Source organism: Microbacterium pygmaeum (assembly GCF_900100885.1).
GTDB classification, from domain to species: domain Bacteria; phylum Actinomycetota; class Actinomycetes; order Actinomycetales; family Microbacteriaceae; genus Microbacterium; species Microbacterium pygmaeum.
In genome coordinates, this window is the sequence record NZ_LT629692.1 from 2,141,620 (window position 1) to 2,154,187 (window position 12,568).

Annotated in this window: 9 protein-coding genes; 4 read left to right on the plus strand and 5 right to left on the minus strand. The window is 71.1% G+C overall.

Annotated elements, in window-relative coordinates; genetic code table 11:
• Positions 1 to 61 precede the first annotated feature (61 nt).
• Positions 62 to 937 carry a PHP domain-containing protein gene (locus BLT19_RS10095; protein ID WP_091489386.1) on the plus strand — a complete coding sequence of 292 codons (876 nt, stop codon included), beginning with the start codon at positions 62 to 64 and terminating at the stop codon, positions 935 to 937.
• Between the two features lie 81 nt (positions 938 to 1,018).
• Here the strand turns inward: BLT19_RS10095 and BLT19_RS10100 are convergent, their stop codons facing one another.
• Both BLT19_RS10100 and BLT19_RS10105 read right to left on the minus strand, forming a co-directional pair.
• Positions 1,019 to 1,456, minus strand: a complete 438-nt coding sequence (locus BLT19_RS10100; RefSeq protein ID WP_231917606.1) for an SHOCT domain-containing protein — start codon at positions 1,454 to 1,456, stop codon at positions 1,019 to 1,021.
• A gap of 174 nt (positions 1,457 to 1,630) precedes the next feature.
• A complete protein-coding gene (locus BLT19_RS10105; RefSeq protein ID WP_091493746.1) occupies positions 1,631 to 3,142 on the minus strand; it encodes a DEAD/DEAH box helicase in 1,512 nt (503 codons plus the stop codon).
• 171 nt (positions 3,143 to 3,313) lie between these two features.
• Here BLT19_RS10105 and BLT19_RS10110 point away from each other — a divergent pair, with 171 nt between their 5' ends.
• Positions 3,314 to 4,027: a ferritin-like fold-containing protein gene (locus tag BLT19_RS10110; RefSeq protein WP_091489389.1), complete on the plus strand. Its 714-nt coding sequence runs from the start codon at positions 3,314 to 3,316 to the stop codon at positions 4,025 to 4,027.
• A gap of 3 nt (positions 4,028 to 4,030) precedes the next feature.
• Here BLT19_RS10110 and BLT19_RS10115 read toward each other — a convergent pair whose 3' ends face one another.
• Together BLT19_RS10115 and BLT19_RS10120 are read right to left on the minus strand one after the other, a co-directional pair.
• Positions 4,031 to 4,321, minus strand: a complete 291-nt coding sequence (locus tag BLT19_RS10115; RefSeq protein ID WP_091489391.1) for a hypothetical protein — start codon at positions 4,319 to 4,321, stop codon at positions 4,031 to 4,033.
• A gap of 7 nt (positions 4,322 to 4,328) precedes the next feature.
• Positions 4,329 to 4,553 carry a DUF3107 domain-containing protein gene (locus BLT19_RS10120; protein ID WP_091489394.1) on the minus strand — a complete coding sequence of 75 codons (225 nt, stop codon included), beginning with the start codon at positions 4,551 to 4,553 and terminating at the stop codon, positions 4,329 to 4,331.
• Between the two features lie 208 nt (positions 4,554 to 4,761).
• Here BLT19_RS10120 and BLT19_RS10125 point away from each other — a divergent pair, with 208 nt between their 5' ends.
• The gene (locus BLT19_RS10125; RefSeq protein ID WP_091489396.1) at positions 4,762 to 7,893 is read left to right on the plus strand and encodes an ATP-dependent helicase; all 3,132 of its coding nucleotides are present in this window, start codon (positions 4,762 to 4,764) and stop codon (positions 7,891 to 7,893) included.
• Entirely contained in the window at positions 7,890 to 11,249 is a 3,360-nt protein-coding gene (locus tag BLT19_RS10130) for an ATP-dependent DNA helicase (protein ID WP_091489398.1), read from the plus strand. Before BLT19_RS10125 ends, BLT19_RS10130 begins: the two co-directional genes overlap by 4 nt.
• Before the next feature lie 22 nt (positions 11,250 to 11,271).
• Here the strand turns inward: BLT19_RS10130 and BLT19_RS10135 are convergent, their stop codons facing one another.
• Positions 11,272 to 12,549, minus strand: coding sequence for a phosphotransferase (locus tag BLT19_RS10135; RefSeq protein WP_091489401.1), 1,278 nt, complete (start codon positions 12,547 to 12,549; stop codon positions 11,272 to 11,274).
• Positions 12,550 to 12,568: the final 19 nt, after the last annotated feature.

Sequence of the window (12,568 nt, forward strand, 5' to 3'; positions counted from 1 at the left end):
TCAGCAGCCTGAGAGATTCGGGCGAGCCGGCGCACCGCCGAGGCTCCGGTACGCTCGCAGGATGCCGGGTTCACGTCGCTTCGAGGGACTCTTCGAAGGACCCAGCGACCTGCATCTGCATTCCATCCACTCGGATGGCACCGAGTCGGCCGCGCACGTGATGGCGGCGGCGCACCGGCACGGAGTGCGCACCGCGGCACTGACCGACCACGACACCACGTCGGGGTGGGCGGATGCCGCGGAGGCGACGGCCTCGCTCGGGATGACGTTCCTGCCTGGCATGGAGCTGTCGGCAAATCACGAGTGGCGGAGCATCCACGTGCTGGCCTATTTGATCGACCCGGACGACCGTGCGCTGCGCGCCATGACCGATCGCATCCGCTCCTCGAGGCTGGATCGCGCGCGCACGATGGCCGATCGGATCGGGCGCGACTACGACCTGAACTGGGACGACATTCTCGCCCAGACCTCGGACGGCGCGACTGTCGGGCGCCCGCACATCGCCGACGCCCTGGTGGCCAAGGGTCTCGTGCGCGATCGCACCGAGGCGTTCGCGCGCATCCTCAGCCCGCGGGGCGACTACTACATCGCCCTGTTCGCACCCGATCCGGTCACGGCGGTCGAGCTGGTCGTCGGCGCCGGGGGAGTCCCGATCATCGCGCACCCGGCCGGGAGGGCGGGGCTGCTGCCGAACGGACTGATGCGCCGGATGCTGGATGCCGGGCTCGCCGGTTTCGAACTCGGCCACCGCGAGAACCTCGAGCCGGCGCTCACCTCGCTGCGGCGGATGACCCAGGAGCGCGGACTGATCGTCACCGGCTCCAGCGACTACCACGGAATGGGCAAGCCGAACGTCCCCGGCGAGTTCACGACTTCCGACGGGATGGTCGCTCGGATCATCGAGCTCGGATCCGGTACGGAGCCGGTGTACGCCTGAACCGCGGCATCCGCTCGTCCTCCGTGAGAAGGGAACGGCCCCGTCGAGATGCGCGACGGGGCCGTTCTGAGCATCCTGGATTCAGCTGAGCGCCTTGGCCTTGAGCGAGTCGAACTCGGCCTGGGTGATAGCGCCCGAGTCCAGCAGCGACTTGGCCTTCGCGATCTCCTCGGTGGGGCTGGTGCCTGCGGCGCCGCCCGTCACCGACTTGATGTACTCGGCCTGCGCGGCCTGCAGCTGCTTGGCCTGCGCCTGGCTGCGCTCGCCCATGCCGCGTCCGCGCGCGATCAGGTAGACCAGTGCGGTCAGGAACGGCAGGAACAGCAGGAAGATGATCCACAGCGCCTTGAACCAGCCGTTGAGCTTGTGGTCGCGGAACAGGTCGCTGATGATCGCGAACAGCACGAAGAGGTACGCGATGAACACGAACATCCACAGGAACCACCAGATGATGTCTCCGAAGGAGCCCCAGAAGCCCTGATATTCGTAGTCAGTGGTGACGGCATCGATGAATCGCACGGAATTGCCTTTCGACGAGGTAGACAGGGGCACATGGCGTGCCCTCGATCACCATAGACCCTGACCGTCGCCGCCGACCGCACCGGAACAGGTGATCTCGCCGCTGCAGGAGGGATCGGGCTGGATCGTCCTGTATCGGCGAGATCACCTGTTGTGGAGGGCGGTCGCCGTGGTTCAGGCGCCGGTCGGTGCCCCGCTCGGACGCGAGCCGCCCCGGCGACGGCGACGGCGCCGCGGAGCGGCGTTCCCGTCGTGGTGCTCCTTGCCCCCGCCGTCGTGCGTACCGGCGCCGTCGGCTCCGTCTCTGGCACCGTGCTCGGTCGGCACCTCGGGGGCCGCGGCCCGTGCGGCGTTCTCCGCGCTGGGCCCCTCGCCGGTGCCCTCGCCGCGACGGCGACGACGGCGCGGCGCACCTTCGCGGGCGGAATCGCGCGAGGCGTCGCGGTCGCCGGAGCGCGAGCTTGCGGCATCCTGCGTCCTGACGGTCTGCGTCTTGGGCGCGGTGGTGAGGCGTCCCTTGGTGCCGGCCGGGATGTCGAGGTCGGTGAACAGGTGCGGGCTCGACGAGTACGTCTCGACGGGCTCGGGCTGGCCGAACTCGAGCGCACGGTTGATGAGCGCCCACTTGTGCAGGTCGTCCCAGTCGACGAAGGTCACGGCGATGCCGGTCTTGCCGGCGCGGCCGGTGCGCCCGGCGCGGTGCAGGTAGGTCTTCTCGTCGTCGGGGATCGTGTGGTTGATCACGTGCGTGACGTCATCGACGTCGATGCCGCGGGCGGCGACGTCGGTCGCGATCAGGACGTCCTTCTTGCCGGCCTTGAACGCGGCCATCGAGCGCTCGCGCGCCTCCTGGCTCATGTCGCCGTGCACCGAGGCCGTGTTGAACCCGCGGTCGCCGAGCTCGTCGGACAGACGCTGGGCGGCACGCTTGGTGCGCGTGAAGATCACGGTCTTGCCGCGGCCGTCGGCCTGGAGGATGCGGGCGATGATCTCGTCCTTGTCCAGCGAGTGCGCGCGGTAGACGAGGTGGTTGATGTTCGCCTGGGTGAGACCCTCATCGGGGTCGGTCGCCCGGATGTGGATCGGGTTGGTCATGAACCGGCGCGCCAGCGCGACGATCGGGCCGGGCATCGTGGCCGAGAAAAGCTGCGTGTGCCGGATGGCGGGGACCTTCGAGAAGATCTTCTCGATGTCGGGGAGGAAGCCGAGGTCGAGCATCTTGTCGGCCTCGTCGAGCACGACCTCGGTCGCGTGCGACAGGTCGAGCAGTCGCTGGTTGTTCAGGTCGATGAGGCGACCCGGTGTGCCGACGACGATCTGCGCGCCTGCCTTGAGCTGATCGATCTGGCCCTCGTACGCCTTGCCGCCGTAGATGGCCACGACGCTGGTCGAGCGCCCCGAGGTGAGCATGTCGATGTCCTCGTAGACCTGGACGCACAGTTCGCGGGTCGGGACGACGATCAGCGCCTTGACGCCGTGCTCGGGGTCGGGACCGAGGCGCTGCACCACGGGGATGCCGAAGCCGAAGGTCTTCCCGGTGCCGGTCTTGGCCTGTCCGATGATGTCCTGGCCGGGAAGGCCGAGGGGGATGGTCTGCTCCTGGATGGGGAATGCGTCCACGATGCCCTTGGCGGCGAGGGTCTGAACGATGTCCTGGTCGACGCCGAGTTCGGCGAAGGTCGTCACGATGTGTGCCTGTCCGGCAGTGAGACGCTGCCTGAATGCGTGCCCTGGCGCGATCCGATGGTGCCGCGCGGGCGGAATGAGTTCCACGCCCTCTCTCATCCACAGGCGCGGGAGCCCCGATCCGACGCCGGGGACGCAGTCCACGATACCGGAGGTCCTAGGCTGTGACGCGTGGTGAAGTGGTTCTGGCAACGGCAGCCCCAGGGACGCAAGCTCCAGCTGCGCTCCCGCGATGCGGCCACCGACGCGCGCCGGGTCGACTTCGAGGAGCTCGCGCCCGAGATCGACACGTTCCTCGGCCAGGCCGCCTACCTGCAGCTCGGGTACTTCGAGACGCTGTCCGAGCTCATCGCCCTCACCCCGGAGCTCGCCCAGAAGGAATCGCTCTCGCGGGCGGCGGGCGCCGCCCTCATCAAGCACGAAGAGCTCGTGGCGCTGATCCGGGACCGCGGGGATGATCCGACCAGCCTGATGCTCCCGTTCCGGGAGCCGCTGGATGCCTTCCGGCGCGCGACCCACGGCGTGCGCCCGCAGGAGACCATGCTCTCGGTGCACATCACAGCCGGCATGCTCGACGACTTCTACCTCGCGCTGTCCGCCAGCTACGGCGACACCGGTCGACGAGTCGCCGTGATCCTGCAGGCCGATGACGACCGCGAGGCGATCGTCGACATCATCGGCGCGACGATCTCCAGCGACCCGGAATGGAAGTCGCTGCTGGCCATGTGGGGCAGGCGCCTGGTCGGCGACACGCTGCTGATCGCACGGGCGGCGCTGCGGCCGCCGACGCTGGCGATCGCGGATGAGAAGAAGGTCGAGCCGGTGTTCACCGACCTGATGGGTGCGCACTCGCGTCGCATGGACGCGATGGGCCTGGCGGCCTGAGGCTCACGCGATCTTGAGACGCGCCCGCTCGCGGGCATCGTGCGCGATGCGCACCCGGGCGAGGATCGTCACGACGGGGTAGGTGACGACGATCGGCACCACGACGGCCGACAGCCACAACCATGGGCTGTCGAGGCCGACGCCCGCCCACGTCAGGATCATCCATCCCAGACCCGCTGCCAGGGCACCGAGGACGGGCGCCAATGCGACTCCGCGCGTGCCCCGGTCGCGCGCCACGAAGTGGACGGCCGCACCGATGGCGGCGCCGACGATGAAGGCGAGGAGGATCTGCACGTCGGGGTCAGGCGACGAAGCCGACGCGGCGGGACTCTTCGGTGCCGAGCTCGATGTAGGCCAGGCTCGCGGTGGGGACGATGTAGCTGGTGCCCTTCGCGTCGGCGAATTCCACGTGGGTGGCGCCCGAGTCCAGTGCTGCGGCGACCGACTTCTTGACGTCGGCCGCGGCCTGGCTCGTGTCGAAGCTGAGCTCGCGGCCGGTGTTGGCGATGCCGATGCGGATCTCCACGTGAAATACCTCCTGGGACGGGGCCGGAGCCCCGGGGCCGTTGCGTCAGGCAGGTCGGATCCCGCCGCGCAGAGCAACTCTACGACACGCCTCGGCGCCGCCGCCCGTCGCGGCCGGGTCGCACGAACGCTCTGGGCGAACGCGGCGCACCCGGCGGCTGACCGGAGTGGGACGGCCCGATGTCGATGCACGCGACTACCGTCGAAGCATGGTTCCGGGTCTCCTCTCCGTCGCGCCCGGCAGCCTCGATGACGCCCAGCGTGCGGTCGCGCTGCTGCCCGTCGATGCCTCGGGTGTGGTGGTCGGCGCGCCCGGCAGCGGCAAGACGGCGACCGTCCTCGCGCGCGCCGCCGAGCTGGTCGCCGCAGGTCTGGACCCTGATTCGCTGCTCGTGCTGACCCCTTCCCGACAGACGGCCACCGCGCTGCGAGACCGTCTGGGTCTCGCAGTCGGGCGTGCCACATCCGGGCCGCTCGCACGCTCGATCGCCTCGTTCGCATACCAGATCGTGCGGGCCAGCGCCGTGGCCGCAGGCGACGAGCCTCCGCAGCTGCTCACCGGCGGCGACGAGGATCAGATCCTGCAGGATCTGCTCGAGGGCGACGCGGAAGACGAGGCGGCCGGCGTGTCGCGGTGGCCGGCATGGCTGGGGCCGTCGATCCGGGCGACCAAGGGCTTCCGCACCGAGGTGCGGACGTTCCTGGCCGAAAGCACGACGCTCGGCATCGAGCCGGCGCGTCTGCACGCCCTGGCGGTGGCGCACGATCTGCCCGTGTGGGCGAGCATGGCATCCTTCTTCCGCGAATACCTGCAGGTGCGCGCCGATATGCGCGGCGCCCACCGCGACGCCGCCGGACTCGTGCGCGAGGCCGTCGGCCTGCTGCGCACCTCTCCCTCCGAGGTGTTCGCAGGTGTGCGCGTGGTCCTCGTCGACGACGCGCAGGAGTTGACCAGCGGCGGCGTCGAGCTCCTCGAGGCGTGCGTGGAGCGCGGGATCGCCGTCGTGGCGTTCGGTGATCCGGACGTCGGCGCGGGTGCGTTCCGCGGCGCGACGCCGGAGAACTTCGCGCGTCTGTCGGCCGCCCTGGGCGGGATCCATGTCCTGCCCGGGCGCCATCGCGGGACGCCGTGGCAGAACGAGATCGTGCGGCGGGTGACCCAGCGCATCGGTGCGGTGGGCCTGGTGGGTCATCGCGCGGCGTCGACGGACGCGGAGCCGGATGCCTCGGTGCGCGCGTTCACCGTTCGCTCGGCGGCCGAGGAGTACGACGCGATCGCCCGGGTTCTGCGCGAGCGACACGTCCACGACGCCGTGCCCTGGGCCTCATGCGCGGTGATCGCGCACGACACGCGGCAGGTGGTCGCGCTGGAGACCGAACTGGCCGCGCGCGAGGTCCCGACGCGATCCAGTGGCCCGGGGCGCGCGCTGGGCGCGCTGCCCCCGGTGCGCGACCTGCTGCGACTCGTCGATCTGTCCGGACGCGACGAGTGGAGCGCCGACGAGATCTCGGACGCACTGCTGGGGACGTACGGCCGGCTCGACCCGGTCGAACTGCGCCGGCTGCGCTCGGCGCTTCGGCACGCGGCGCTGTCCGAAGCCGCGGCGGCGGAGGAGACGATGTCCGGGGCGATCGTGCCGTCCGGGTGGGAGCTGCTGCTGTCGGCGATGCGTCGGCCGCTCGAATTCGATCTCCTCGACACCCGCGAAGCGCGACGCGGCGCCGCGCTCGCCCGGACCCTCGCGACGCTGCGGGCGGAGCTGGAACGCGGCGCCACCGCCCACGAGCTGCTGTGGAGCGCATGGGAGCGCAGCGCCCTCGAAGGCGGATGGGTCGACCTCTCACGTGGCACGGGGCCGCTGGCCGAGCAGGCCGGCAGGGACCTGGACGCCGTGGTCGCGGTGTTCCAGTCCGCCAAGCGGTTCGCCGAACGGTCGCTCGATGCCGATCCCCGCGTCTTCGTGCGGGGCGTCCTGGACAGCGACGTCGCCGAGGACCGCCTCGACCCGCCGTCCAGGGGCGACGCGGTGCAGATCCTCACCCCCGCGGGCGCGCTGGGAACCGAGTTCGACACCGTGGTGATCGCCGGCATGCAGGACGGCGTGTGGCCGAACACGCGGCTGCGCGGCAGCCTGCTGGAGACGTGGCGGTTGACGGATGCGGCGGCCGAGGCATCCGTCCCCGCCGGCACCCTCGACCGGCGTCGGGCGGCGATGCACGATGAGCTGCGGCTGCTCGCACGCGCGATGTCGCGGGCGACCGGCCAGGTGGTGGTGACCGCCGTCGACGATGACGACACCGGTCCGAGCGTGTTCTTCGAGTTCCTGCCGGACATCGAGCGGCGAAGCGTCGATCATCCGCTGTCCCTGCGCGGGCTCGTGGCGCAGTACCGTCGCGGGCTGACCGATCCGTCCGCCCGAGTGCGCGGCGCGCATGCGGCCGCACAGCTGGCGCTGCTGACCGATGCGGGGGTTCCCGGCGCGGCGCCCGGCGAATGGTACGGCGTGCCGTCTCCCAGCTCCGACGGGCCGCTGCGGGACCTGGCGATCGAGGACGTGCGCGTCTCGCCGTCGCGCCTGCACACGCTCGAGGAGTGCGAGCTGAACTGGGTCATCGGCGACCTCGGCGGAGACGCGGGCGGAACCACGGCCGGGATCGGGACGATCATCCACGCCGCGCTCGAACACGCCGAGGGCACCGATGAAGCGGGTCTGTGGGCCGCGGTGCAGTCGCGCTGGCCCGAGCTGACGTTCGAGGCGCCGTGGCGTGACCGCGCCGAGCAGACGCGCGCGCGGGACCTGGTGCGGAGGCTGCACCTGTATCTGCACCGCTTCGAGCAGTCCGGTGGTCGCCTGATCGGCGCGGAGCCGCACTTCGAAGTCGCGATCCCCCTCGACGGCGAGGAGGCGTTCGACCACGGCGCGATCCTGTCCGGATACATCGATCGCGTGGAGCTGACGCCGGAGGGCACGGTCGTGATCATGGACCTGAAGACCGGCAAGCGCGAGCCCCAGACCGATGCGAAGGTGGTCGACAACCCGCAGCTGGGCGCCTACCAGCTGGCATTCGAATCCGGGGCGATCCCGGCGGCGGCCGGATTGCCGCCCGGGGGCGCGAAGCTGCTGGTGCTCCGGCCCACCGCCACGCGCGCCGATTACGCGACCCCGTGGCAGCCGCCCTTCGACGAGGAGAGCCGTGAGGCCTTCCTCGCCCGGATCCGTGCGGCGGTCTCGGTCATGCGCGGGACGATGTTCACTGCACCGTTCGAGGAGCACTGTCGCGACGAGCATTCCTACGGGCTGTGCCGGATCCACACCGTGGGGGCGGTGAGCGCGTCATGAGCGCCACTGCGATCGGTGCCGCACCGGCATCCGCTCCCTCGTCGGCCTCCGCACGGCTCTCGGCCGTCACGATCGCCGCGGCGCTCGGACAGTTCCCCCCGACCGCCGAACAGGCGGCGGTCATCGAGGCGCCGCTGGCGCCGGCGCTCGTGATCGCCGGCGCGGGCAGCGGCAAGACCGAGACCATGGCGTCGCGGGTGGTGTGGCTGGTCGCCAACGGACTGGTCCGCCGCGACGAGGTGCTCGGTCTGACCTTCACCCGGAAGGCGGCCGGCGAGCTCGCCGAGCGGATCCAGCGTCGGCTGCAGCGACTGTCCGAGTTCGAGCGACGCGGGCTGCTGCCCGCCCTCCCGGTGCTGCACGCCGACGGTCGCCTGGACGTCTTCGCCGAGCTCGAGCGCGCGTCCGACTCCGATGCGTCGGCGGCGACCGCGTCGCGCGCGAGCGCGATGGACGCGCTGGCTGTGCTGGTCGGCGCCGACTCCGCCGAGCCTGATGACGATGCGCTGCTGCACCGGCCGACGGTCTCGACGTACAACAGCTTCGCCGACCAGATCGTGCGCGAGCACGCCGTCCGGATCGGCCGGGACGCCGAGGCGGCGATCCTGTCCGAATCCGCGGCTTGGCTGCTGATGCGACGTGTCGTCTTCGCCTCCGATGATCCGCGGCTCGAGGAGCGTGTGGAGGCGGTCCGCAGCATCATCGACGCCGCCCTGCGCATCGCACGCGACGGCACCGACAACCTGGTCGACTTCGCCGAACTCGCCCGGTTCCCGAGCCGATTCCGCACGGTGCTCGAGAAGCCGTCGACCAGCCGCGCCACCGTCGTCTACAAAGACGTGGAGGATGCCGAGGGCAAGGTCTCCGCGCTGGCGCTGCTGACCGACCTCGCGCGCGAGTACGCGATCGAGAAGCGCCGCATCGGTGTGCTCGACTTCTCGGATCAGGTCGCCGGCGCTCTGGAGGTGGTTCGGGCGCACGCCGCGGTCGCGGAGGAGTTGCGCGAGCGCTATCGCGTCGTGCTGCTGGACGAGTACCAGGACACCTCCGTCGTGCAGACCGACCTGCTGGCGACGCTGTTCGCCGGGACCGCCGTGATGGCCGTCGGCGATCCGCATCAGGCCATCTACGGGTGGCGGGGTGCCAGCGCCGGGAATCTCGGCGGCTTCGCCGCCGCCTTCAGCCCCGATGCGGAGTGCGCCCGATTCTCGCTCCTGACCAGCTGGCGCAACAGTGCGGCGGTCCTGGAGGCGGCCAACGCCGTGCTGGCGCCGCTGGCGGATTCGGCGCCGGTTCCCGTGCAGGCCCTGCGCGCCCGACCGGCGGCTCCCGAGGGCCGTGTCCAGCTCGCCTTCGACGCCGACCTGGACGCCGAGACCGACCGCGTAGCCGCGTGGTTCGCACAGGTCCGGGCCGCCCGGGCACGCGAGGGCCGCCCGACCACCGGCGCCATCCTGTTCCGCAGCAAGAAGCACATGGTCCGCTTCGGCGACGCGCTCGGGCGACGCGGCATCCCGCACCGCATCCTGGGGCTGGGTGGACTCCTCTCCACCCCCGAAGTCGTCGACGTCGTCTCCGCGCTCCGTGTGCTCAGCGATCCGACCGCGGGCTCGGCGCTGATCCGACTGCTGGCCGGTCCGCGCTTCTCGATCGGTCTGCCCGACCTTCGCGAACTGGCCGCGCTGGCTCGGCGGATCGCCCGCCACGACACCGCCTTGCAGCCGCTGGCGCCGGAAGTGATCGAGCGGATCCGCAGCAGCGCAGGCGACGAGGACGGCTCGCTCATCGACGCCCTGGATTTCTTCCCGCGGCACGCTCCCGACCACGGGTGGCTGGCGGGCTTCACGCCGGCGGCGCGCGAACGGCTGCGCGAGGCGGCCGTGGTGTTCGCCGGACTTCGGCGGGCGATCGGGATGCCGGTGCCGGAGCTGGTCCGCCTGATCGAGCTCGAGCTGCGACTGGACATCGAGCTGGCAGCCAACGAGGCGCGAGGCCCCGCGCGCATCGCGTCGTCGCAGTTGCGCGCGTTCGTCGACGAGCTGCAGGGCTTCCTCGCAGCCGACGAGTCCGGCTCGATCAGCAACCTGCTCGCGTGGCTGGACCACGCGGAGCAGCTGGACGAATTCGCACCCCGCACCGAGCCGCCCGAGGACGACGTGGTGCAGCTGCTCACGATCCACGGGTCGAAAGGACTCGAATGGGACGCCGTCGCCGTGGTGCGGCTGGTCAAAGACGAGCTTCCGAGCATGGCCCGCGACACGAAGGGGTGGCTCGGATTCGGCATCCTGCCGTACTCGTTCCGGGGCGATTCCGCATGGCTTCCCGCCCTCGGCTGGCAGAGCGCGCAGAACCAGCAGGAGTTGAAGGCGGCGATCGATGCGTTCGTCGCTGCCAACCGCGCCCGCCAGCTCGACGAGGACCGGCGGTTGGCGTACGTGGCCGTCACCCGCGCCCGCGATCACCTGCTGCTGACCGGAGCGAGCTGGTCGGGGACGAAACGACCTCGACAGCGCAGCGTGTTCCTCACCGAGATCGCGGAAGCGCTGGGTGTCGAGCTTCCCGAGGACGATCCGGGAGACGACCCGTACCTGGGGGAGCGGCGAACGCTGTCGTGGCCGATCGATCCGCTCGGCGCACGACGGCCCGCCGTGCACGCCGCGGCAGCGGCTGTGGAGCGTGCGTTGGCGTCACCGCGAGCCGAACCCGACGCCGACGTCTCGCTCCTGCTCGCCGAGCGCGAGGCGCGCTCCAGGCCCGCCGTCGGATCGGCGCCGACCCGTATCGCCGCGTCCCGGTTCAAGGAGTTCGTCTCCGACTACGACGCCGCCGTCGGCCGCCTCGCCCGGCCGCTTCCGGAGCGGCCGTTCGAGCAGACGCGCCGCGGAACGCTCTTCCACGCCTGGGTGGAGCATCGCTCCGGACGGGTGGGTACCGCCGGGTCACTCGACGACGCGCTCTGGGAGCACGAGGACGACCCGTCCTCGGCCGCGGTGTCCTCAGAGGATTCCGCGATCCTCGAGCAGCTGAAGGCGACCTTCGCCGCCTCCGAATGGGGGCCCCTCAGCCCGATCGAGGTCGAGACGGAGATCGATTTCACCCTGACCGATCTCGACGGCCGACCGCACATCGTCATCTGCAAGCTCGATGCCGTGTACCGCAGGCAAGACCGCGGTGGGCGCATCGAGATCGTCGACTGGAAGACCGGTGCGCCACCGCGCTCGGGAGCGGAGCGCGAGGAGCGGATGCTGCAGCTCGAGCTCTACCGGCGCGCGTACCACGAGAAGCATGGAGTGCCCGTCGAGGACATCGACGTCGCGCTGTACTACGTCGCCGCCGACCTGGTCCTGCGCGCCTGAGCTCGACGTGAACGGGGAAGGATCAGTCGGCGAGCCAGCGCTTCAGCGCGGCGTCCGACGAGCGAGCTGCATCCGCCTGCACCTCGGCGTCGTCGGCGGGGGCGGCGGTCTGCCTCGTCCACGCCGAGATGTCGATCGGCGCCGTCGAGGTGTCGTCGTGCGAGGCGGCCGGGGCGACAGGAGCGTCGACGGGCACGGGATCGGAGTCGGCCGCCGAACCACCCTCGTCTTCATCGATGTCGCCGGTCACCCAGAGGGACAGCTCTTCAGGGTCGTAGGCGTCGGTCTGCATGGACGTGTCCACCGCCGCCGTTGACGCGGGGACACGATCCAGCAGCGCGATGGCATCGTCCACGCCGAGCGCGGAATCCAGCACGATGTCATCGTCGCGCACACCCGCGGCGAGCGATTCGAGCAGCCCCACAGCATCGTCGACGATGTCGGCGCGGCCGGCCTCGGCACCGTGCACGAGCCACTTGGCGAACTCGAGTTCGGCGTAGAGGCGCGCGCGCTCGCGTGCCAGACCGTCGGGGGCACGGCGACTGTGCGCCACGTACGCGGCGTAGACGTCGTCGGCCGCGGTGGGCGCGGAGGCCAGCCACTGCAGATCCGACGCCGGGTCGCCGACGGAGAGTCCGTGCCACTCCAGCACTCCGGTGACGCGGGGTTCGGCATCGACATCCTCGAAGAGGAAGGACGCCGCACCTGCTCCGCCGAGGACGACCGCCGACTCGAACCGCCACAGCTCGTCGGCGGCCAGCGCGCGCTTCCAGCGCACGATGAGGGACACCGGGACGGAGCCGGTGGCCGCCGCCCGATCCGCCAGTCGTGCCACGTCATCGCGGACCTGCTGGGGCGTGCGCACCGGGAGTCCCTCGGTGCGGATGATCGACAGCGGCAACGCGTGCAGGGCGGCGAGGGCCTCGCCGATCGAAGTCGCTGCGCCACGACCGGACGGCAGATGCGCGGCATCCACCCGGTACCCGGGCAGGAAGTCGACCACGACCGCGCGGGTCTCGCCGAGTCCTGCTTCGCCGAGGAGTTCGGGCGCGCGGAACGGCAGCAGACCACGCACCCCCGGGGTCAGGGCGCGAAGCGCGCGCGCCTCGGCGGCCAGTTCCGAGGCGGAGGACGGGTCGGCGGGAGCGCGGACGACGACTCGCCGCCCGTCATCGAGGTCCGCGACGGCGGCGTCGTACCGGCCGGTCGCTCCTTCGGTGAGCGCGCCGAATCCGACGACGCCGACCCGAGGCAGAGCCGAGGTCACCGACGCGGCTAAAGTGAGGGGTGAGCGTGCCATGAGGCCAGGTTAGGTCGGG